Source organism: Ruegeria sp. AB9 (assembly GCF_056542585.1).
In genome coordinates, this window is record NZ_JBQGAA010000001.1 from 197057 (window position 1) to 218072 (window position 21016).

Annotated in this window: 21 protein-coding genes; 6 read left to right on the plus strand and 15 right to left on the minus strand. The window is 56.8% G+C overall.

Features of this window, described 5'->3' with window-relative positions:
- Position 1 precedes the first annotated feature (1 nt).
- From ACR0K5_RS01075 to ACR0K5_RS01115, 9 genes are all read right to left on the minus strand, one after another.
- Positions 2–736 carry an ATP-binding cassette domain-containing protein gene (locus ACR0K5_RS01075; protein WP_480627892.1) on the minus strand — a complete coding sequence of 245 codons (735 nt, stop codon included), beginning with the start codon at positions 734–736 and terminating at the stop codon, positions 2–4.
- The gene (locus ACR0K5_RS01080; protein WP_480628743.1) at positions 729–1442 is read right to left on the minus strand and encodes an ABC transporter permease; all 714 of its coding nucleotides are present in this window, start codon (positions 1440–1442) and stop codon (positions 729–731) included. Before ACR0K5_RS01080 ends, ACR0K5_RS01075 begins: the two co-directional genes overlap by 8 nt.
- 158 nt (positions 1443–1600) lie before the next feature.
- Positions 1601–2590 (minus strand): ABC transporter substrate-binding protein, encoded by a 990-nt coding sequence (locus ACR0K5_RS01085; protein ID WP_480627893.1) that lies wholly within the window; start codon positions 2588–2590, stop codon positions 1601–1603.
- A 59-nt stretch (positions 2591–2649) separates the two neighbouring features.
- The gene (locus ACR0K5_RS01090; RefSeq protein WP_480627894.1) at positions 2650–3495 is read right to left on the minus strand and encodes an ABC transporter permease; all 846 of its coding nucleotides are present in this window, start codon (positions 3493–3495) and stop codon (positions 2650–2652) included.
- Entirely contained in the window at positions 3492–4409 is a 918-nt protein-coding gene (locus ACR0K5_RS01095) for an ABC transporter permease (RefSeq protein WP_480627895.1), read from the minus strand. Before ACR0K5_RS01095 ends, ACR0K5_RS01090 begins: the two co-directional genes overlap by 4 nt.
- Positions 4406–4849, minus strand: a complete 444-nt coding sequence (locus ACR0K5_RS01100; RefSeq protein WP_480627896.1) for an N-acetyltransferase family protein — start codon at positions 4847–4849, stop codon at positions 4406–4408. Before ACR0K5_RS01100 ends, ACR0K5_RS01095 begins: the two co-directional genes overlap by 4 nt.
- The gene (locus ACR0K5_RS01105) at positions 4839–5636 is read right to left on the minus strand and encodes an ABC transporter ATP-binding protein (RefSeq protein WP_480627897.1); all 798 of its coding nucleotides are present in this window, start codon (positions 5634–5636) and stop codon (positions 4839–4841) included. Before ACR0K5_RS01105 ends, ACR0K5_RS01100 begins: the two co-directional genes overlap by 11 nt.
- A 55-nt stretch (positions 5637–5691) precedes the next feature.
- Positions 5692–7146 carry a dihydropyrimidinase gene (gene hydA, locus ACR0K5_RS01110; RefSeq protein WP_480627898.1) on the minus strand — a complete coding sequence of 485 codons (1455 nt, stop codon included), beginning with the start codon at positions 7144–7146 and terminating at the stop codon, positions 5692–5694.
- A gap of 93 nt (positions 7147–7239) precedes the next feature.
- Positions 7240–8490, minus strand: coding sequence for a Zn-dependent hydrolase (locus ACR0K5_RS01115; protein ID WP_480627899.1), 1251 nt, complete (start codon positions 8488–8490; stop codon positions 7240–7242).
- A 172-nt stretch (positions 8491–8662) separates the two neighbouring features.
- Here ACR0K5_RS01115 and ACR0K5_RS01120 point away from each other — a divergent pair, with 172 nt between their 5' ends.
- Positions 8663–9271: a TetR family transcriptional regulator C-terminal domain-containing protein gene (locus tag ACR0K5_RS01120; RefSeq protein WP_480627900.1), complete on the plus strand. Its 609-nt coding sequence runs from the start codon at positions 8663–8665 to the stop codon at positions 9269–9271.
- A gap of 49 nt (positions 9272–9320) precedes the next feature.
- On the opposite strand, the gene preA is transcribed toward ACR0K5_RS01120, so the two are convergent.
- Genes preA through ACR0K5_RS01140 form a run of 4 tightly spaced genes read right to left on the minus strand, consistent with a single transcriptional unit; the run spans position 9321 to position 13133 of the window.
- Positions 9321–10625 carry an NAD-dependent dihydropyrimidine dehydrogenase subunit PreA gene (gene preA / locus ACR0K5_RS01125; protein ID WP_480627901.1) on the minus strand — a complete coding sequence of 435 codons (1305 nt, stop codon included), beginning with the start codon at positions 10623–10625 and terminating at the stop codon, positions 9321–9323.
- Between the two features lie 18 nt (positions 10626–10643).
- Positions 10644–11480: a methyltransferase domain-containing protein gene (locus ACR0K5_RS01130; RefSeq protein ID WP_480627902.1), complete on the minus strand. Its 837-nt coding sequence runs from the start codon at positions 11478–11480 to the stop codon at positions 10644–10646.
- A 46-nt stretch (positions 11481–11526) separates the two neighbouring features.
- Complete coding sequence (locus tag ACR0K5_RS01135; RefSeq protein ID WP_480627903.1) at positions 11527–12861, minus strand: NAD(P)-dependent oxidoreductase; 1335 nt, start codon at positions 12859–12861, stop codon at positions 11527–11529.
- Positions 12862–12887: 26 nt separating this feature from the next.
- Positions 12888–13133, minus strand: coding sequence for a hypothetical protein (locus ACR0K5_RS01140; protein ID WP_480627904.1), 246 nt, complete (start codon positions 13131–13133; stop codon positions 12888–12890).
- 186 nt (positions 13134–13319) lie between these two features.
- On the opposite strand from ACR0K5_RS01140, the gene ACR0K5_RS01145 reads away from it, so the two are divergent.
- The 3 genes from ACR0K5_RS01145 to ACR0K5_RS01155 all read left to right on the plus strand — a co-directional run bounded on the left by ACR0K5_RS01145 (position 13320) and on the right by ACR0K5_RS01155 (position 16393).
- Positions 13320–14315: a hypothetical protein gene (locus ACR0K5_RS01145; protein WP_480627905.1), complete on the plus strand. Its 996-nt coding sequence runs from the start codon at positions 13320–13322 to the stop codon at positions 14313–14315.
- A gap of 72 nt (positions 14316–14387) precedes the next feature.
- The gene (locus ACR0K5_RS01150; protein WP_480627906.1) at positions 14388–15680 is read left to right on the plus strand and encodes an O-acetylhomoserine aminocarboxypropyltransferase/cysteine synthase family protein; all 1293 of its coding nucleotides are present in this window, start codon (positions 14388–14390) and stop codon (positions 15678–15680) included.
- A 2-nt stretch (positions 15681–15682) separates the two neighbouring features.
- Positions 15683–16393, plus strand: coding sequence for a GNAT family N-acetyltransferase (locus tag ACR0K5_RS01155; RefSeq protein WP_480627907.1), 711 nt, complete (start codon positions 15683–15685; stop codon positions 16391–16393).
- A 2-nt stretch (positions 16394–16395) separates the two neighbouring features.
- Here the strand turns inward: ACR0K5_RS01155 and ACR0K5_RS01160 are convergent, their stop codons facing one another.
- Complete coding sequence (locus tag ACR0K5_RS01160; RefSeq protein WP_480627908.1) at positions 16396–17100, minus strand: SIMPL domain-containing protein; 705 nt, start codon at positions 17098–17100, stop codon at positions 16396–16398.
- 155 nt (positions 17101–17255) lie between these two features.
- Here ACR0K5_RS01160 and ACR0K5_RS01165 point away from each other — a divergent pair, with 155 nt between their 5' ends.
- Positions 17256–19220 carry a hypothetical protein gene (locus ACR0K5_RS01165; protein ID WP_480627909.1) on the plus strand — a complete coding sequence of 655 codons (1965 nt, stop codon included), beginning with the start codon at positions 17256–17258 and terminating at the stop codon, positions 19218–19220.
- Positions 19221–19306: 86 nt separating this feature from the next.
- Here the strand turns inward: ACR0K5_RS01165 and hppD are convergent, their stop codons facing one another.
- On the minus strand, positions 19307–20404 hold the full coding sequence (gene hppD, locus ACR0K5_RS01170) for a 4-hydroxyphenylpyruvate dioxygenase (protein WP_480627910.1): 1098 nt from the start codon (positions 20402–20404) through the stop codon (positions 19307–19309).
- Positions 20405–20551: 147 nt separating this feature from the next.
- Between hppD and ACR0K5_RS01175 the strand changes: the two genes are divergently transcribed.
- A complete protein-coding gene (locus ACR0K5_RS01175) occupies positions 20552–21007 on the plus strand; it encodes an Lrp/AsnC family transcriptional regulator (RefSeq protein ID WP_480627911.1) in 456 nt (151 codons plus the stop codon).
- Positions 21008–21016 lie beyond the last annotated feature (9 nt).

Below are 21016 nucleotides of genomic sequence, written 5' to 3' on the forward strand. Positions count from 1 at the left end.
TTTAAGTAACCAGCCCGCCCGCCAGATAGCGACGCGACGCATCGCTTTGAGGGGCATCCAATACCTGCTTTGCGGCACCATGCTCGACCACATGCCCGCCTTGCATCATGACCACATCCGATGCCAGACGACGCGCTTGGCCAATATCATGCGTCACCATCACAATCCGCACCCCCCGTTCAGACGCGCGCAGAATCATACGTTCGATCATTTGTGTTGCATTCGGATCAAGGGCGCTGGTGGGCTCATCCAAAAACAGCGTTTCAGGCTCCAGCGCCAAAGCGCGTAAGATTGCCAACCGCTGTGCTTCGCCACCTGACAGCGACCGGGCCGATTGACGGGCCTTTCCATCTAGCCCACCTTCGACAAGCAATTCGGCGATACGCGTCTTTCTGGCCGCCCGTCCAAAACCCTGTCGTTTAAGAACAAAGCCCAGGTTTGCAGCAACCGACCGGCGCAAAAGAACGGGCTGCTGAAACACCATGGCCTGACGTGCCTTCTGCGCCGCGCCAAGTGGCACACCGTCCTGAACCACCCGCCCACGATCCGGGCTGATCAAGCCGTGCAGGCATCTTAGCAACAGGCTTTTCCCCGATCCGTTGGGGCCCAGGATCAAAGAGGGGCCCGGCCCATCCAGAACCAAAGAGGGAACATCCAGCAGCGCGCGACCCTTGCTGCGAACCTGCAGATCCTGAACCTGTAGGCAGTTCGCCATATCGCACAGCAGATCACGCATGGCGCAGCCCCTCCTGCTCTGCCCGCAAACTCACTGCGCTGACCATCGCATTCACCGCGATGGCAATCCCGATCAGGATCGTCCCCAGCGCCAATGCCAACGCCAGATTTCCTTTCGAGGTTTCCAGGGCTATGGTTGTCGTCATCACACGGGTCACATGGTTGATGTTTCCGCCGACGATGATTACCGCGCCGACCTCGGCAATTGCGCGCCCGAACCCGGCCAACAAGGCCGTAACCAAAGCCAGCCGCGCATCCCACAGCAAAACAGGCACCGAAGCCAGCCGCGACACACCCAGTGATCGCAATTGCTCGGAGTATTCTTCAGCCAGCATCTCAACCACCTGTCGGGTCAGCGCCGCGACAATAGGAGTGACCAAAACCACCTGCGCAATGATCATGGCCGTCGGGGTATACAAAAGCTCAAGCACACCCAAGGGGCCGGAACGGGACAACATCAGATAGACAAGCAGACCCACAACCACGGGTGGGAACCCCATCAAAGCGTTCATCAGAACGATCAACATTCGCCGCCCCGGAAACCGGGCCACAGCCAAAGCAGCCCCGACAGGCATGCCGATCAGGGCAGAAATCAATACCGCGAACACGGATACTTTCAGGGACAACAACACAATCGCCCAAAGCTCTGAGTCTCCCTCGAAGATCAGAGCGATAGCAGAACTGAATTCCGACGCAAATTCCTGCATTTCTTCCCGAAGTATCTGCATTTCGTACGAAATGCGCTTATTTACAGGTAAACACTACTCTGTTTTAGCCACGAGTACAGACACAAATCCGGCATCCAAAACGAAAAACGCGGCCCCGATTGGGACCGCGTTGAAATTATTCGAATTGACTGTGTGCGTCAGTTCAATGCTGCATCCGTGATCTGGTGCGTCCAGGCACCTTCGGGTGTCTTGGTGATCACCGGATCAGAGCCTCCGGCCAGCAGGGTACCCACGGTGCGATCAAAATCAGCCGGGTCCAGCGCGCCGTTCGACCCTGCGGTCAACTTGGCGATCTCACCCATCATACGCTTCTGGTGTTCTTCCGTCTGAGCACCGGTTGCATCGTTTTCCAGTACGATATCCGCGGCTTCATCCGGATGCTCTTCTGCGTATTTCCAACCCTTCATCGAGGCGCGAACGAACCGTTCCATCTTGTCGGTGAAAGCCGCATCGCTCAGGTTCTCTTCCAGAACATAAAGTCCGTCTTCCAGCGTCGCCACGCCCTGATCTTCGTATTTGAAAGTCACCAGTTCATCCGGGCTGACACCGGCATCGATGACCTGCCAATATTCATTGTAGGTCATGGTGCTGATGCAATCCGCCTGACGCTGAAGCAGCGGATCAACGTTAAAGCCCTGCTTCAGAACTTCCACGCCGCTGTCGCCTTTGCCATCGGTGCTGATGCCCAACTGGCTCATCCAGCTCATGAACGGGAATTCATTGCCGAAGAACCAGACACCCAGCGTGCGGTTCTTGAGATCCTCGGGTGACGAGATGCCGGCGTCTTTCCAACAAGTCAGCATCATGCCAGAGCTTTTGAACGGTTGGGCGATATTCACCAGCGGCAGCCCTTTTTCACGCGCGGCCAGCGCCGCAGGCATCCATTCAACGGTCACATCAGCGCCGCCGCCTGCAATCACCTGTGTCGGTGCAATGTCAGGTCCGCCGGGCAGAATGGTGACGTCCAGCCCCTCTTCTTCGTAAAAGCCCTTGTCCTTGGCAACGTAATAGCCCGCGAATTGCGCTTGCGTGACCCATTTCAGTTGCAGTGTCACCTCATCCGCTGCCAGCGCCGCACTGGCCGCCAGGCTAAAGGCGGCAACCGCCCCGCTGAGTAGCTTGTTCATCTTCATTTCTCCTAGTTGCTTGTTGTGCCCCAGTTTCGGGGTCTGTTGATTTCCTTGTTTTATCCGCGTTGTGACGGGTGCCAGAAGGTCACCACTTTTTCGATCCCCGCCACCAGACCATAAAATGCCGTGCCTGCGAGTGCTGCAACAACGATTTCGGCCCAAACCATGTCCAACGACAACTGCCCGACGCTTGTGGAGATCCGGAACCCCATGCCCAGAGTCGGCGAACCGAAGAACTCGGCCACGATAGCGCCGATCAGCGCCAAAGTGGTGGAAATCTTCAGCCCATTGAAAATGAAAGGCATTGCCGCAGGCAGTCGCAACTTCAAAAAGCTCTGCCAATAGGTTGCGGCATAAGTCTCCATCAGATCACGCTGCATTGCAGTTGCTTCGCGCAAGCCGGCAACCGTGTTGACGAGCATCGGAAAAAACACCATCACAACCACCACTGCCGCCTTCGAATGCCAGTCAAACCCGAACCACATCACCAGAATGGGGGCGGTTCCGACGATCGGCAGCGCAGCGACGAAATTGCCAACCGGCAACAGACCCAGACGCAGGAAATCCCAGCGATCCACGGCAATCGCCATCAGGAACGCAGCACTGCACCCGATGACATAGCCGCTGAACGCGCCCTTGATGATGGTCTGTACAAAATCCGCCCAAAGGATCGGCAGACTATCTGCAAACCGCACCGCGATCACCGAAGGGGCCGGCAGGATAACCAGAGGCACCTCAAGCCCGCGTACCAGAAGTTCCCAGATCCCGATGACAGTCACACCAAAGATCAAGGGGGCCAGAAACCGCACCATTGGGGTGTCGGCGTAAGGCCCGCTGGCCAACCGCCCGTTCAACCACCAGCCAAAGAGCCAAAGCAGGACAGCACAGAAAACCAGTATCATTGCGCCATCCCCATCCGTTTCAGCACAGCCCGTTCTATCAGCCCCAGCAGCCCGACCAGGCACGCCGCCAGAATTGCCGCAGCAAACAGGGCTGACCAGATTTGCACCGTCTGCCCGTAATAGCTGCCAGCAAGCAACCGCGCGCCCAGACCGGCGACAGCCCCTGTCGGAAGCTCACCAACAATGGCCCCCACCAATGAAGCAGCGATCCCGATTTTCAGCGACGTGAACAGATAAGGCATCGACGCAGGCAGGCGCAGTTTCCAAAAGCCCTGAGACCGGCTGGCGTTATACGTCCGCAACAAATCCAGCTGCATCGCATCGGGGCTGCGCAGGCCTTTGACCATGCCAACAACAACCGGAAAGAAACTCAGATAAGCCGATATGATCGCCTTGGGAATGATCCCCTGAATTCCAACGGAATACAGAACCACAATGATCATCGGCGCCAGAGCGATGATCGGAATAGTCTGACTGACAATGGCCCAAGGCATGACCGACAGATCCATCACGCGGCTATGCACGATCCCTACAGCAAGAAGAATGCCCAGCCCGGTGCCTATCGCAAATCCCAGCATTGTTGCGCTAAGCGTGACCCAGCCGTGATAGATCAGAGACCGTTTTGAGGTGATTTTTTTCTGGACCGTCGTCTCCCACATCTCAATGGCGACCTGATGCGGGGCCGGCAGTCGAGGTCGATCCTGCTCCCACGTAGCGGGGATGGCAAAAGCGTTGTTCAAGACAAGACCAAGTTCGGACATGTCACGCCGGTCCTTGGCGGATGGCGGCTGCACCTCGGCACCTGCACGTTCTTGTTCGGTCAACACGCCTTTGATGTTCATCGGAACACAGGCCACGTACCAGGTTAGAACAATCGCGGCGACAACAGTGAAAACGGCTATGACCTGCTTCATGCGTGCCACTCCATTCGATAGACAGGCACAGTTTCCGGCGGCACAGGAGGCTCTTCGGCCGTCACTTCAAACCCTTCACGGCGGTAAAACCGCTGCGCTTCTGTATTGGGCCGGTGTGTTGTCAGCCAGAGGCGATCTCTGCCCTCTTTTGCTTTGTCGACAAAGCGCTTGCCGATACCCTGCCCCCTCCGGCTGCAATACAGCGCGCCGATTTTATTCTGCACCGGGTCCACTGACATGTAACAATCGACCGGATCACCGGCGACCCAGATTTCACGGCTGTCGAATGCATCGCGGATCAGGTTCGCCAGCTCTTCTACCGGCAGTTCGTCGGGCATCCAATCTGTTTGCTTGGCCCAGTCATGAATAACCCTGGCGCAGGCTGGCACATCATCTGGCACGGCGCGCCGGATTTTATCTACGTTCAGCTCAGTCGTCATAGGAATGCCCGGCCCGCAATCCATCACGCACGCGATGCGCGACATCGATGAATTCCGGAGTGTCACGAATGTCCAGTGGCCGTTCTTTCGGCAGCGGGCTGTCGATTACATCGGCAATCCGTCCCGGCCGCGGGCTCATCACCACGATCTTGGTGCTCAGATAAACCGCCTCGGGAATGGAGTGTGTCACAAACCCGATCGTCTTCTCGGTCCGCGCCCAAAGCTCCAGAAGCTGTTCGTTCAGATGGTCGCGCACAATCTCGTCCAACGCTCCAAACGGCTCGTCCATCAGCAGGATATCCGCATCGAACGCAAGGGCCCGCGCGATACTTGCCCTCTGCTGCATCCCTCCCGACAACTGCCAGGGGAATTTGCCACCAAACCCTTCCAGATCAACGAGTTCCAGCACCTTACTCACCCGCTCATCCTGCTCGGCGGCAGAGTAACCCATAATCTCAAGCGGTAGTTTTATGTTCTTGGCGATCGTGCGCCAGGGATACAGTCCTGCCGCCTGAAACACATATCCGTATGCCCGGTTTCGCCGTGCCTCATCAGCGGTCATGCCATTGACGGTCAGCGTCCCGCCCGTTGGTGTTTCCAACGCCGCGATACACCGCAGAAAGGTGGTTTTACCGCAGCCGGACGGCCCAATGAAACTGACAAAATCGCCCTTGTCGATTGTCAGATTCACGTCTTTCAGCGCGTGAACTGGCCCATCATTGGTCTGGAATGTCAGGTCCAGCTGCCTTGCCTCTATGACGGGCTGGGTCGTGCTTTCAGTGTTCATATTGTAGCCTTGAAAAGAGTGGTGTCAGGGCCGCCGCTAAAGCGGCCCAAACTGATCAAACACCGGTCGCCGGAATTCCCGTCCGCTCAACAGGCCTTGGGGCTGTCAGCTCTTTCCAGGTGCTCAACGCTTTGTTGACGGTGGTGTTCGCCTCACGCGCCACAAAGTCCCCATGACCTTCCTGCGTGCGGATCTCACCGTCATGCACCGCCACCTGACCCCGCGTTAGGGTAAAGCGCGGCAGACCTTTGACCTCTTTGCCCTCAAACACGTTGTAATCAATCGAGGATTGCTGGGAACCGGCACTGATTGTCTTGCTTTTCTCGGGATCCCAAACCACGAGATCGGCATCTGCCCCGACCAACACTGCGCCCTTTTTAGGATAGCAATTCAATATCTTGGCGATGTTTGTTGAAGTTACGGCCACGAATTCATTCGGTGTCAGGCGCCCGGTGTTGACTCCATGTGTCCACAGCATCGGCATCCGATCCTCCAGCCCGCCTGTGCCATTGGGAATCTTGGTAAAATCACCTACGCCATATCGCTTCTGTTCAGTGGTAAAGGCACAATGATCAGTGGCCACCACACTCAGAGACCCCGATTGCAACCCGTTCCACAGGCTATCCTGGTGCTGTTTGTTCCGGAACGGAGGGCTCATCACGCGTCGCGCCGCGTGGTCCCAATCCTTGTTGAAATATTCGCTTTCATCCAGCGTCAGGTGCTGGATCAGGGGTTCTCCCCACACCCGCTTGCCCTGCATTTTTGCCCGGCGGATAGCTTCATGCGCCTCTTCGCAAGAGGTATGCACGACATACAACGGCACACCCGCCATGTCCGCGATCATGATAGCCCGGTTGGTGGCTTCACCCTCGACCTGCGGCGGGCGGGAATAGGCATGTGCCTCGGGGCCGGTATTGCCTTCGGCAAGCAACTTAGCACTCAATTCGGCCACCACATCCCCGTTCTCTGCATGAACCAAAGCAGTACCGCCGAGTTCGGCAAGACGCTTGAACGAGGAGAAAAGCTCATCGTCATTCACCATCAACGCGCCCTTGTAGGCCATGAAATGCTTGAAGGTGTTGATACCGCGCGTCTCGATCACGGTTTTGATGTCGTCGAACACCTGCTCGCCCCACCATGTGACCGCCATATGGAACGAATAATCACAATTCGCGCGGGTCGACTTGTTGTCCCATCGCTTCAGCGCGTCCAGCAGGCTTTCTCCTGGATTTGGCAGTGCGAAATCCACCACCATCGTCGTGCCACCTGCAAGCGCCGCGCGCGTGCCGCTTTCGAAATCATCACTGGAATAAGTGCCCATGAAAGGCATTTCCAGATGTGTATGCGGATCGATCCCACCCGGCATTACGTAACAACCGGTTGCGTCCAACTCCTTGTCACCTTTCAGATCCATCCCGATCTCGATGATCACGCCACCTTCGACCAATACGTCTGCTTTGTAAGACAAATCTGCGGTGACGACGGTTCCGTTCTTGATTACAGTACTCATTTTGAACTCCCTGATGCGGTCTGCGCCGCTTGCTTCATCCGGCCAAAAATACCTCGGGGGAGTCGCCCCTTGGGGCGACGGGGGCTGCGCCCCCTATTCCACGATTTCGGCGGTCTCGACCACGGCATGTAGCAGAACATCCGCCCCGGCTGCCGCCCATTCCTTGCTGATCTCTTCGGCCTCGTTATGGCTCAGCCCGTCGACGCAGGGGCACATGACCATTGCGGTCGGTGCAACCCGGTTGATCCAACACGCATCATGCCCCGCGCCCGAAATGATATCGGTATGCGAATAGCCCAGCCGCTCGGCCGCATTGCGTACAGCAGATACGCAATTTTCATCGAATTTCACCGGATCAAAACCGCCGACTTTCTCGAATTCGATCTGCAGGCCCATCTCGTCGACTATGTCTTCGGCAGCCACTCGCAGGCGGTTTTCCATATCGGTGATCACCTCCAGTTCGGGCGAGCGGAAATCGACCGTGAACACCACCTTGCCGGGGATCACATTGCGCGAGTTCGGATAGACATCGATATGTCCTGCGGCACCCACCGCGTGCGGAGCATGAGACCAGGCGATCTCGTCCACTTTCTCAAGAATACGCGCCATCGCCAGTCCTGCATTCTTGCGCATCGGCATTGGCGTCGACCCGGTATGGGCATCCTTACCGGTTACTGTGATCTGGGTCCAACTCAGCCCCTGACCGTGGGTGACGACGCCGATATCCTTTTCTTCGGCTTCAAGGATCGGTCCCTGTTCGATATGCAACTCAAAGAACGCGTGCATCTTGCGCGCACCGACTTCTTCATCGCCGCGCCAGCCGATCCGGTTCAATTCATCCCCGAATTTCTTGCCCTCGGCATCTTCGCGAGCATAAGCCCAGTCCTGTGTGTGCATCCCGGCAAATACACCCGAGGACAGCATCGCCGGGGCGTAACGGGTCCCTTCTTCGTTTGTCCAGTTGGTGGCAACGATGGGATGCTTCGTCTTGATGCCCAAATCGTTCAGCGTACGGATCAACTCCAGCCCTCCCAAAACGCCCAGAACACCGTCATACTTGCCACCCGTGGGCTGCGTATCCAGATGCGATCCAACATAAACAGGCAATGCGTCCGGGTCGGTGCCCTCACGGCGGGCAAACATGTTGCCCATCTGGTCAAGCCCCATGGTGCACCCCGCTTCCTCACACCATTTCTGGAACAAGGCGCGACCTTCCGCGTCTTCATCCGTCAGTGTCTGGCGATTGTTACCGCCGGCAATACCGGGGCCAATCTTGGCCATCTCCATCAGGCTGTCCCACAACCTGTCGCCATTGATCCTGAGATTCTGCGCCGGAGCTGCCATGTTCATCTTCCCTGTTTGCTTGCGATTTGGCTCGCTATTGGTGTCTTGATTTGACCATCTGGTCAAACTCACGCTATCACGGGTTCGGTATCAGTCAAGAAATTGCGCGGCACTGCTTGAATTTTCAGTGTATTTCGCGCCCATCCGACGAAAAAAGAGACACGCTGTAAACATGCCAAAAGACCGCGCACCGACTCGTATTCAGAAAAAGAACCGCGCTGCGATTCTAGAGGCTGCCCTGAATGTGTTTTCAGCACACGGATTTCGCGGATCAACCGTCGATCAAATTGCCGCTGAAGCGGGATTGAGCAAGCCGAATTTGCTGTACTATTTTCCGTCGAAAGAGGCGATCCATACCGAACTGCTTTCCGGCTTGTTGGAAACCTGGCTGGCCCCGCTGCACGATCTGGACGAGAACGGCGATCCGATGGAGGAAATCCTGGCCTACATTCAGCGAAAGCTACAGATGAGTCAGGAGCTACCACGCGAAAGCCGCCTTTTTGCCAATGAACTGGTGCAGGGTGCGCCGCGTATCCATGAGGCGTTGTCCAATGATCTTAAGGCGCTGGTGGATGAAAAAGTCATGATCCTTACCGGTTGGATGGATCAGGGAAAAATCGCGCGGGTGCATCCCTATCACCTGATGTTTTCGATCTGGGCCTTGACGCAGCATTACGCCGATTTCGAAGTTCAGGTGCGCGCAATTTTAGGCGACGAAGATCCGTTTGAGGGGGCCGATCCCTTCGTGGACACCCTGTACCGAAAGCTTCTGACTCCCTGAAAAAAGGGGCCGCAAAAAGCCGGCCCCTTGGTGATCTGTCGCATTCCCCTCATTCGGCCGCCTTGGCCATCGGGTTGTTCGGATGCGTCGTCCAGTTCGCATAGGTCGGCTGAACTTCTTTCCCGGTGCGAGGATCAACTTCACCCGCGGCCATCGGCACCATATCGATGCAGCCTTCGATCGGACAAACATCGACGCAGAGATTGCAGGCGACGCATTCGTCATCCATTACCTCGAAGACCCGGTCTTCTGACATCGAAATTGCCTGATGGCTGGTGTCTTCACAGGCCGCGTAGCAGCGGCCACACTTAATGCACTGGTCCTGATCGATCTTGGCCTTGGCGATGTAGTTGAGGTTCAGATACTGCCAGTCGGTGACATTGGGCACTGCGCGTCCGATCACCTCATCAATGCTGGAATAGCCCTTTTCATCCATCCATTCTGACAGACCCGCCGTTAGTTCGTCGATGATCTTGAAGCCATAGGTCATTGCCGCGGTGCAGACCTGAACGTTGCCACAGCCCAGCGAGATAAACTCTGCCGCATCACGCCACGTTGTGACCCCGCCGATGCCGGAAATCGGCAGACCATGTGTGGCCTCGGCCCGCGCGATTTCGGACACCATCGACAACGCAATGGGTTTGACCGCCGGACCGCAATACCCGCCATGGCTGCCTTTGCCGTCGATCGAGGGTTCAGGGCTGAACGTGTCCAGATTGACGCTGGTGATCGAGTTGATCGTGTTGATCAGAGACACCGCATCTGCGCCGCCGTTTCTGGCCGCAGCCGCCGGTTTTCGGATATCGGTGATGTTTGGCGTAAGCTTCACAATGACCGGACGGTCATAGTATTTCTTACACCAGCGCGTGACCATCTCGATATATTCCGGCACCTGTCCTACAGCCGAGCCCATGCCGCGCTCGCTCATCCCATGCGGACAACCAAAGTTCAGTTCGATCCCGTCTGCACCGGTTTCGGCAACACGCGGCAGAATGGCTTTCCATGCCTCCTCCTCGCACGGAACCATAATTGACGCGATCAGCGCGCGGTCCGGGTAGTCTGATTTGACACGCGCCATTTCCTCTAGGTTCACCTCAAGCGGGCGGTCAGTAATCAGTTCGATATTGTTCAGGCCCAGCAAACGGCGGTCAGCCCCGTAGATGGCGCCATAGCGCGGGCCATTCACGTTCACGACCGGAGGGCCCTCGGACCCCAGTGTTTTCCAGACAACGCCGCCCCACCCCGCTTCGAACGCACGGCGAACGTTGTATTCCTTGTCCGTAGGCGGCGCAGAGGCCAACCAGTACGGATTGGGGCTGGAAATGCCCAGAAAGTTTGTCGTCAGATCGGCCATGGCTTCTCCCTTCCCGGCTCAGCCGGATTTCTTGAATATCATTTCAGTCGGGCGAATGCGCCCGGCCTTGAGGTTTGTGACGTAGTTTTGGAACTTTTCGGGCGCCGTCTCGCCCATCATCAGGTGGATACCCAGCGGCGGCGGCCCGGTTTCTGCTATTTTTGCAAAGACATCTTCGAAGAATTGGATCGCAAACGCGGTGCGGTCGGTTTCGATCTCCAATTCAAGTCCCGCCGCGGTCGCGGCGTCCCTGTATGTTTCAGGTGCATCCACAAACGAGGTTTCAGCCACAGTTGACCACGGCAGCGGGAAAGCCAGCGGCTCATCCACCTCTCCGCTCATGACGTCGAACAGGGCAAAGGTGCCACCTGTGGCCAGTGCGCGCGATACTTCGGCGAACAGCCCCTCTTTGTCGTCGATGTTCATGCCCACATGCATCATGACGGCAAGGTCGAACCCCGCATCCGGCACTGGCATGTCCAGAGCACTGCCAACGTGAAAACTGGCCTTCTCGGAATGCCCAACCAGATCGCTGAGCACTGTGGCTGTTTCAACGAACTCAGGCGTCAGATCGACCCCCGTTACCGTGGAATCGTAGCGATCCACTATGTACCGAGAGGTGCCTCCGATGCCGCATCCCACATCCAGAACGCGTGTCGCGTGGGTCGGTGACAGCTGAGCAAAAAGGTTGTCGGTCGCCAGAACGCCGCCTGTGTGGAACTCATCCCCAGCCTTCAGATCGGCGACTGTGGCCGCATCCGGGTCAATACCGCTGGCCTCCAGCGCCGCGCGGACGCGTTCGGTCAGGGCACCGGTGGTATAATGTTGAGCAACAGCTTGTTCGATCTGGGACATTGGAATACCTCAGCAGCGAAAGGAATGGGGTGAATACCCCACCCTATCACGAAACGAGCGTTGCGTGGATGTCCATCGCCGCGTCCCGGCCTTCGGCAACAGCGGTCACGGTCAGGTCTTCCCCTCCCGCAGCGCAGTCGCCGCCCGCCCAGACACCAGCTATGGACGTGCGCCCAGCCCCGCTGACAGCGATTTTGTTGCCATCCAGCGTCAGCCCATCTGGTGCACCTTCCAGCGCTTGACCGATGGCCTTGAGAACCTGATCCGCCGGCAGCCGGATCATTTCACCGGTTCCGCTAAGCGTGCCGTTCTGGCTGGAGGTATATTCCAACTCGATCTCGGTCGAGGCACCGTTGCCGTGTACGGCCACTGGCTGAACATTGGTCATGATCCGAACACCGTGCGAGGCTGCAAGGTCCTGCTCGTACCGACTGGCCCCCATGGCGTCGCGGCCACGGCGATAGGCAATCGTGACATGCTCGGCACCCAGAAGTTTCGACTTTACAGCAGCATCTACCGCAGTCATGCCCCCGCCAATAACGACCACATTCCGCCCAACGGGCAGATCGACGAGGTCACTGGCCTGTCGCACGTCCGAGATGAAGTCGACCGCAGCCCGCACACCGTCTTTGTCGACACCGCCTGCACGCAGGGCGTTTACACCCGCAAGGCCAATGGACAGGAACACCGCGTCGTAGTTATCGACCAGACCATCCAATGAGATGCTTTCGCCTAAAATCGACCCGGTTTCGACCGCGATACCGCCGATCTTCAGCAACCAGTCCACCTCGGCCTGCGCAAAGTCGTTGGTCGATTTGTAGGCGGCAATACCGTATTCATTCAGGCCGCCGGGTTTGGGCTTGCTTTCGTGGATCACCACATCATGGCCCAGCATGGCCAACCGGTGGGCGCATGCCAAACCCGCAGGCCCAGCCCCGACAACGGCTACTGTTTTGCCGGTGGTTGGCGCACGCTCGAACGGATGCGTACCCGAGGCCATAACTTCGTCGGTGGCAAAGCGCTGTAAGCGCCCAATCTCAACCGGTTTGCCCTCGGCGGTTTCGCGAACGCAGGCCTCTTCACACAACGTCTCGGTCGGACAGACACGAGCGCACATGCCGCCCAGGATGTTCTGTTCCAGGATCGTGCGACCCGCTGCTTGCGGTTGACCGGCTTGAATCTGGCGGATGAACAACGGGATATCGATATCCGTTGGACACGCAGTTACGCATGGTGCGTCGTAGCAGAAATAACAGCGATCTGCAGCTACTGCGGCCTCATGCGGCGCAAGTGGCGGATGCAGATCGGTGAAATTCGAGGTCAGCTCATCGCTTGAAAGCCGCCCGGCTACGATGCCGGGTGCCATCTGGCCCTGTGCCATCACTCTACTCCCTGTAGATATGTTTGTTATGCTCTCAGCTTGCCACAAATGAATTTTTTATCAATTGGTAAAATTTGCCAAATGGTCAAAAAAATGAAACGCCCGCTCAAAATACCTGCGTTCTCAAGCGCTTCGCCCACCAATTGAGCATCAAAAAACTTAGAGAGTTTTGCCCATTTTGCCGAATTAGACCGAAACACACGCACCGCAAGGCTGTGCTGTGACTGGAAGAAAAGCCTTTTCGAACCATGCAAACCACCAACTTCACTCACCAAAATGAATGACAATGAACGTTATGGAATCCTCAAAAATCACCTTGTGCAAACCCTTCCGCGGCACTCCGAGCGGAATGACCTAAATGACAAAAATTACAACTTTCGGCTTTTGACGCCCCATCCCGCTTGCTGTAATCCGGATCAAGGCGTGCCGGTTCCGGCAGCTGTCAGGAATGGGCGCAGATGCAGGCAAATTCTCAGAAATTCAACATCGCGGTTGTTGGGCAGAACAACCGCCTGCAATACGAGGCACTGCTGTTCGCGGCCTCGCTGCGCCATTGTTCACCTGAGTTTCAAGGAAGGCTGTTTGTCGCCACACCCAGCCCGGGTCCGCGCTGGAAGCACGACCCCAGCATTCAGGACGAAGACATTCTGAAAGCCCTGAACCAGCTGGATGCCGAAATATTGCCGTTCGACTCGCATGTTTTTGGTGAAAGCTACCCTTATGGCAACAAGATCGAGGCTTTGTTGGCCTTGCCAGAGGGTGAACCTTTTGTGTTCTTCGATACAGACACTTTGATCACCGGTGACATTACAAACGTTCCGTTTGATTTCGACCGTCCTAGTGCATCGTTGAAGGTTGAAGGTACATGGCCGAAACCCACACTTTACGGCCCCGGATTTGACGGCATCTGGCACGCGCTCTACACCCGTTTTGGGCTGAATTTCGAAAGCTCATTTGATACCAGCCAACCCCATGGTTACTGGCGGCGATACCTTTACTTCAATGCGGGCTATTTCTACTATAAATGCCCCAGGATGTTCGGTGAACGGTATCTGGACTACGCCAGAACGATCCGGGATGAAAACATTCCCGAGTTGACGGGCCAGAACCTTGATCCATGGCTGGATCAGGCCGCCCTGCCGCTGGTTATTCATTCTTTCGGCGGCGGGCGGGATGCATTGCCTGACGGATTTCTGGATGGGTCCGTCAGCTGCCACTATCGCCTGTTCCCTTTGCTTTATGCCCGCGAAAATGACCATGTGATCGATGTTCTGGAAACCGTTGTGGCCCCAAACAAGGTCAAGAAAGTGCTCAAACAATATGACCCGCTGAAAAAGCTGGTTCTGCAGGGAAAAGGAGCGAAAATCCGCGCCCTGTTTGATCAGGACAATCTGCCACGGCGGGAACAGGCAATACGCAATACGATCAAAAGCAAAGGCCTCTGGCTGCGCTGACAGGATCGTTGTGCGCGGGCGGGCAATGGCATACAGATTCCGCAAGACAAATACCAACAGGAGATTTTCAAGATGTCTGACGGCCCGACCTACGGTTTCGACACGTTGCAAATTCACGCGGGCGCCCGCCCCGACCCGGCGACCGGAGCGCGCCAGACACCAATTTATCAGACAACAGCTTATGTTTTCCGCGATGCAGACCATGCGGCTGCCCTGTTCAACCTGCAAGAGGTGGGTTTTATCTATTCCCGCCTGACCAACCCAACCGTAGCCGTTTTGCAGGAGCGCGTAGCGACGCTTGAAGGTGGAGTTGGGGCCGTTTGCTGCTCATCCGGTCACGCGGCGCAAATCATGGCGCTGTTCCCGCTGATGGGGCCTGGCTGCAACGTGGTGGCCTCGACCCGTTTGTATGGCGGCACGGTCACGCAGTTCAGCCAGACGATCAAACGCTTTGGCTGGTCCGCCAAGTTTGTGGACACCGATGATCTGGATGCCGTGAACGCTGCAATTGACGAAAACACCCGCGCGGTGTTCTGCGAATCCATCGCCAATCCGGGCGGTTATGTGACTGATATCCGCGCGTTGGCGGATGTTGCTGATGCAGCGGGTATCCCGCTGATTGTCGACAACACCTCGGCCACACCCTACCTGTGTCGCCCGATTGAGCACGGTGCGACGCTGGTGGTGCATTCGACCACCAAATACCTGACCGGCAACGGCACCGTCACTGGTGGCTGCATTGTGGATTCAGGAAAATTCGATTGGTCCGCGAACGACAAGTTCCCCTCGCTGAGCGAGCCCGAGCCAGCCTATCACGGACTGAAGTTCCACGAGACATTCGGGCCTTTGGCCTTCACCTTCCACGGGATCGCCATCGGTCTGCGCGATCTGGGTATGACCATGAACCCGCAAGCCGCGCATTACACGCTGATGGGGATCGAAACACTGTCGTTGCGCATGGAGCGTCACGTCGAAAACGCCCAGAAAATTGCGGCCTGGCTCGAAGCGGATGACCGCGTAGACTACGTGACCTATGCTGGCCTGCCCTCGTCGCCCTATAAAGACCGGGTCAAATCGCAGTATCCGCGCGGCGCCGGTGCCCTGTTCACCTTTGCGGTCAAAGGTGGCTATGACGCCTGTATCAAACTGGTCAACGCGCTGGAAATCTTTAGCCACGTGGCAAACCTTGGTGATGCTCGTTCGCTGATCATCCACTCAGCATCGACCACGCACCGGCAGTTGACACCCGAACAGCAAGAAGCCGCGGGCGCAGGTCCGGGTGTGGTGCGCGTGTCCATCGGGATCGAAGACGTGAATGACCTGATCGCGGATTTGGATCAGGCATTGGCCAAAGCAAGCGCCTGACGATGGTTGGGCACGACACAAACGACCTTGGCCAGCCCATCGGTTTACCGGTTTCGGGTACCTTTCCGCGCCCCACGCCGCCTTATACACCGATGGAAGGACAGTACTGTTCTGTCGTGCCCCTTGATGTGAACAGACATGCGCCCGGGCTTTTTCGGGCGTTTGCAAATGACAGGGATGGTCGGAACTGGACATACCTGCCCTATGGCCCGTTTGACAGTGAACCGGAATTTGAAGACTGGGCCCGTGCCAACTGCATGGATGCGGACCCAATGTTTCATACTGTATTGGATGCGAGTGAAGTGCCGCTGGGCATGGCCTCTTACCTGAGGATCAAACCCGCCGCCGGTGCGATCGAGGTTGGGCACATCCACTTTTCGCCGTTGTTGCAACGCAAACCGCAATCAACAGAAGTTATGTACCTCATGATGAAGCGGGTATTCGACGAACTCGGCTATCGTCGTTACGAGTGGAAATGCGATGCATTGAATGCTCCGTCGCGCAATGCCGCTGAACGGCTGGGGTTTACCTTTGAAGGGGTGTTTCGACAGGCGACCCATTACAAGGGGCGCAACAGGGACACAGCATGGTACGCGATCATCGATACCGAATGGCCGCGCATTCGCGATGCGTTTGAAGCCTGGTTGTCGCCTGACAATTTCGATACGACGGGCCAGCAACGAAAGCCGCTGATGGCCCGCGCCAAAGGTTGAGCTTACTCGGCGATCTCGAATTCCATAGAAACACTGACCGAGACAGAAACCTCTCCGCCTGCGACAGGAACACCACCTGCATCCGCCATGCTCATTGCGCGCATTTCTGCCATCGGACGAATGCCAGCCGTTTGTTCCGAGATCGACTGAACCGGCCCAAGTGTCACGCCCGCGGCCTGCGCCAACTGTTCCGCCTTGGCAGTCGCCTCGCCAACGGCTTCGGCGCGCGCCTGTGCTTCAATCGGTTTTGGGTTCTGAACACCAAAGCTCAGGCCGCCGAAATCATTGGCGCCGTCCTGAATAACCGCATCCATGATTTTCCCAAGTTGGGTCAAGTCGCGAACGCGCACAAAAACGCGGTTGGACGCCGTAAAGCCTGTGATTTCGGGTGTTTCCCCGTTCTGTCCATGACGACCCGACCAGACGGGTGACAATGACAGGTCTCGCGTCTGAACGTCACGATCTTCGATACCCATCTCGGTCAGGCGCGCAAGAACTTTGGAAACGGCATCCGAAGTCGCCTGCATCGCGGCCGAGGCTTCGGCGTTTTCGTTTGTTACGCCCAGCGTGATCGTCGCCATATCGGGTGCGACCTGCACGGTCCCGGTAGCACCGACATTGATGCGACGTTCTTCCGCATGGGCAACTCCGGCGGCCGTAGCGGCCATCATCGCGGCCAGAAAAGCGAATGTCTTCAAGGTTATCACTCCAATTTGCTCTGTTCCAAGATGGGTCGGCGAGGCTTTGCGATACAAGGGGAAAGGCCGCCTTTTTCTTTCCCTCGGCGGGTTCCTGCTTTAATGTCGGTCTGCGAACGCAAAGTCGTTTGCATTGACGTTGATAATTATGGTTCCTCCGGATTATGAAACCCGCCTTTGCGCTGTCTTTTTCTACGACCGGAATAACACTGCACCACCATTCGGATGACGATTGGTTCGTTATTGGCACGATCCCTTTGGACGTGCCGGACCTGTCCGGGCAGATGCAAGCCTTGCGAGAAAAGGCGTTTGCCCTGGAAAACGACCTGAGCTGCACGCTTGTGCTGCCTGATGATCAGGTTCGTTACCTGCAGCTTTCAACCGAGGGATTCTCTGCTGAAGACAAGGCGGAACACATCACGCGGGCCGTGGCTGATGCCACCCCTTACGCCCTGTCCGAACTGAGTTACGACAGCCAATCCGAAAGTGGCACGACCTATGTGGCGGCCGTCGCAATCGAAACCCTGTCAGAGGCGCGGACCTTTGCCTCGGAACACGGTTTCGTACCTGTTGCGTTCAGCGCCGAAGAAAACAAGGACGCTTTCCCGCGAGAAGTGCTGTTCAGCGAAGAACCAAACGAATCCGAACCAGTGCCGCCGGAACGGCAGCCCTCACCTGAGAAAACCGAACCCGAACAGGCACCAATTGTCGACGGGCCGGAACATCCCCTCGCGCATCCCATAGCCGGCGTCGCTGCACCAGATACTTTCCGGGCGCCCGAGGCAACCGGCAAAAAAGAAGCCGCCGCTAAGGCCGAGGCAAAGCGTTATGCCATACCGGCCTTTGCAGCCGTTGTCCTTATCGGAGCTGTCGTCGGCGCCTGGTTGGCTTCGGGGTCGGACAATGAAGCAGATCAAGCGGAGTTGAGCCCTGTACTGCCCGAAGTGACGGCGCCTGAGCCAGTCGCAGGCGATCCGCCCCAACCATTGCCCGAGATTGCCGGGCTTGAACCTCAGAAAGAGGTTTCACCATCCGACCCCGCCACGGAAGAGGCACCAGAACCGCTGCCAGAGCCAGCCGAGGTAGAAGCCGACGCTCAACCAGCCCTTACAGCGACTGACGAAGCCATCCTGGAAGCCCTGAAGGTTGCGCCGACACCGGTGGAATCGGTTGCTCAGGACCCCGAGACGCAGGAGGCCGTTCAAGCCGCTGTGGGCGTTAGCACGACACCACCCGTTGCTTTGGACGTACCGGAAGTCTTCGATCCGGAAGAGTTATATGTGGCATCGCTCGATAACTCAGATCTGTTTGGCGACGCGGTTGCATTACCTCAGGCCTCCAGCTTCGACACGGACGAACCGTTCGATCAGGATGAACAACCCAGTGTCGCGGGCACACGGTTCGATCTGGATGGCAGCGGACTCGTTGAACCATCGCCCGAGGGTACTCTGAACCCGGACGGGATCGTTGTTTTCCGGGGCCGCCCCTCCAAGGTTCCCCCTGAAGCTCCGGTGCGTTTCGAAGAAGAGCCGGTGATTGACGAAATTGATCAACGGTTGGCCGGCATCCGTCCAAAGGGACGCCCTTCTGATCTGGTCGAAAGCTTCGAACGCAGTCAGTTGGGGGGCCGTTCACGCGAGGAACTGGCAACCAAACGCCCCAAGGCCCGCCCCGAAAGCCTGCAGGTGAAACCAGAGGTGGACGACACGCCCACTGCATTGGCCGTCGTCCGAGTGCCCCGCCCCAAAGTGCGCCCGGCTGGGTTGGTGGTCGCCAGCGCTCCGAAGGCAAACAATTCTAATCTGGGTTCTACAGCTGCGATTAGTCAGAAAACTGATGATGCGGGATCGTTCGAGCCAAAGACAGTTGCGCCCAAAATCCCTTCGACCGCTTCGGTTGCACGACAAGCCACGATCGACAATGCTATCAATCTGCGCAGGTTGAACCTGATCGGGGTCTACGGAACGCCAGCCAACCGACGCGCATTGGTGCGCCTTCCCAGTGGACGTTACAAGAAGCTGAAAGTCGGAGACCGCATTGACGGCGGCAAGGTCATCGCGATCAGCGACAGTGAACTTCGGTATCAAAAGAAGGGTCGTAACGTGACCCTGGCGATGCCGCGAAGCTGATACCGAAAATCAAAGCTCTGAAGCATCAGTTATTGTACAGGCGCGCCGGAGGCAGCTGAATTGCCCCCGGCGCTGGCTCGTTTCGGTCAGGCCGCGGAAATCTCTCCGCTCTCGATCTGCTCACGTTCGATAGATTCGAACAGCGCCTGGAAATTCCCCTCGCCGAAACCGTCATCTCCTTTACGCTGAATGAACTCGAAGAAGATCGGGCCGATGACCGTCTTCGAGAAGATCTGCAGCAAAATGCGGGTCTCGCCCCCGTCTACGACACCTTCGCCGTCGATCAGGATGCCGTGTTTCATCATCCGGTCCAGCGGCTCTTCGTGATCGGCCACGCGGGTCCGGGACATATCGTAATAAGCCTTGTTCGGGCCCGGCATGAATTTCAGGCCATTCTCAGCAATTGCATCCGTCGAGGCATAGATATCATCACTGCCGACAGCGATATGCTGAATACCTTCCCCTTTGTATTTCTTCAGGTAAGACACGATCTGACCCGTTTCACCGCGGTCTTCGTTGATCGGAATGCGGATACGCCCACATGGAGATGTCAGCGCGCGGCTGAACAGACCGGTGAACTTGCCCTGAATATCAAAGAAACGGATTTCACGGAAGTTGAACAGGTCGCCATAGAACTTGAACCACTTGTCCATGTTGCCCTTGTAGACGTTATGCGTCAGGTGATCGAGATAGAAGAATCCTTCACCCCGTGGTTTGGATACTTTGACCCACTCGAATTCCTGATTGTAGGGCGATGTGTCGTAATACTGATCGATGAAATAGATCAGCGATCCACCGATACCCTTGATCGCGGGCACGTCCATCGTCTTGTCAGCGCCGTCATAAGGTTCCGCACCTTTTGACACGGCATGTTCATACGCTTTCTGCGCGTCCACGACCCGCCAGCCCATCGACGGCGCGCAGGGGCCGTGTTCGGCCACGAACTTATCCGCGAAACTGTCTGGATCAGCATTCAGGATATAGGTGACATCCCCTTGCTGCCACAGCTCGACAGCTGGTTTTTCCTTGTGGCGCGCCACCAGATCGAACCCCATCTTTGCGAAAACATCACGCAGTTCCTGCGGTTCAGGATGGGCGAATTCGACGAATTCAAACCCATCGGTACCGGCAGGGTTCTCTTCGCTGATCACAGATTTCGGGGCGTTGTGCGGGAAAGGACCCATGGCGCGTCTCCTTCGAAAACAGGAATTTCTTTGCTGATTCAAAAATACGACTTTTCCGACGCTGTTTCTGCGCATTGTTTTCGTGTAAACTGCCAGTTAACGCGCAAAACGCGCATAAAAGTTAATAAAGTCAGGATTTTTCCGCACATGTTGGATGCGACCGACAAGCGATTGCTTTCCGCACTGCAAAAAGACGCACACCTGACCGCACATCAACTGGGCGAGATGCTGAACCTGTCGCCCAGTCAGGCAGGACGTCGCCGACAGCGGCTTGAAGCCGAAGGATACATCACCGGTTATGCGGCTCGGCTGGACCCGCTGAAGCTGGGTCTGCAGGTACAAGGGTTTGTTCAGGTTCATCTGGGCACTCACGGCCCCGAACAATCTGCAAGCTTTGCCCGCATGGTCGACACCCGCCCCGAAATTACCAGCGCGTGGACGATGACAGGAGAAGCAGATTATCTGCTGCACATCTATTGTGACGATCTTTCCGCCCTCAACAGCTTGCTACATCAGGTCATCCTGCCGCATCCTGCTGTTGCAAGAGTACAAAGTCAGATCGTAATGGATCAACTGAAACGCGACGCCCCCCTTCCCACCTGAAAAGGTTCC

What these genes read in the sequence shown, in the direction of transcription:
- ACR0K5_RS01115 (WP_480627899.1), bottom strand. Translation starts at nt 8,490, where the DNA reads ATGGCAGCTCCGGCGCAGAATCTCAGGATCAATGGCGACAGGTTGTGG.
- ACR0K5_RS01145 (WP_480627905.1), top strand. Translation starts at nt 13,320, where the DNA reads ATGCAGGCAAATTCTCAGAAATTCAACATCGCGGTTGTTGGGCAGAAC.
- preA (WP_480627901.1), bottom strand. Translation starts at nt 10,625, where the DNA reads ATGGCCGATCTGACGACAAACTTTCTGGGCATTTCCAGCCCCAATCCG.
- ACR0K5_RS01085 (WP_480627893.1), bottom strand. Translation starts at nt 2,590, where the DNA reads ATGAACAAGCTACTCAGCGGGGCGGTTGCCGCCTTTAGCCTGGCGGCC.
- ACR0K5_RS01135 (WP_480627903.1), bottom strand. Translation starts at nt 12,861, where the DNA reads ATGGCACAGGGCCAGATGGCACCCGGCATCGTAGCCGGGCGGCTTTCA.
- hppD (WP_480627910.1), bottom strand. Translation starts at nt 20,404, where the DNA reads ATGGGTCCTTTCCCGCACAACGCCCCGAAATCTGTGATCAGCGAAGAG.
- ACR0K5_RS01130 (WP_480627902.1), bottom strand. Translation starts at nt 11,480, where the DNA reads ATGTCCCAGATCGAACAAGCTGTTGCTCAACATTATACCACCGGTGCC.
- ACR0K5_RS01090 (WP_480627894.1), bottom strand. Translation starts at nt 3,495, where the DNA reads ATGATACTGGTTTTCTGTGCTGTCCTGCTTTGGCTCTTTGGCTGGTGG.
- ACR0K5_RS01165 (WP_480627909.1), top strand. Translation starts at nt 17,256, where the DNA reads ATGAAACCCGCCTTTGCGCTGTCTTTTTCTACGACCGGAATAACACTG.
- ACR0K5_RS01075 (WP_480627892.1), bottom strand. Translation starts at nt 736, where the DNA reads ATGCGTGATCTGCTGTGCGATATGGCGAACTGCCTACAGGTTCAGGAT.
- ACR0K5_RS01100 (WP_480627896.1), bottom strand. Translation starts at nt 4,849, where the DNA reads ATGACGACTGAGCTGAACGTAGATAAAATCCGGCGCGCCGTGCCAGAT.
- ACR0K5_RS01175 (WP_480627911.1), top strand. Translation starts at nt 20,552, where the DNA reads ATGTTGGATGCGACCGACAAGCGATTGCTTTCCGCACTGCAAAAAGAC.
- ACR0K5_RS01155 (WP_480627907.1), top strand. Translation starts at nt 15,683, where the DNA reads ATGGTTGGGCACGACACAAACGACCTTGGCCAGCCCATCGGTTTACCG.
- ACR0K5_RS01080 (WP_480628743.1), bottom strand. Translation starts at nt 1,442, where the DNA reads ATGCAGGAATTTGCGTCGGAATTCAGTTCTGCTATCGCTCTGATCTTC.
- ACR0K5_RS01105 (WP_480627897.1), bottom strand. Translation starts at nt 5,636, where the DNA reads ATGAACACTGAAAGCACGACCCAGCCCGTCATAGAGGCAAGGCAGCTG.
- ACR0K5_RS01150 (WP_480627906.1), top strand. Translation starts at nt 14,388, where the DNA reads ATGTCTGACGGCCCGACCTACGGTTTCGACACGTTGCAAATTCACGCG.
- ACR0K5_RS01095 (WP_480627895.1), bottom strand. Translation starts at nt 4,409, where the DNA reads ATGAAGCAGGTCATAGCCGTTTTCACTGTTGTCGCCGCGATTGTTCTA.
- hydA (WP_480627898.1), bottom strand. Translation starts at nt 7,146, where the DNA reads ATGAGTACTGTAATCAAGAACGGAACCGTCGTCACCGCAGATTTGTCT.
- ACR0K5_RS01120 (WP_480627900.1), top strand. Translation starts at nt 8,663, where the DNA reads ATGCCAAAAGACCGCGCACCGACTCGTATTCAGAAAAAGAACCGCGCT.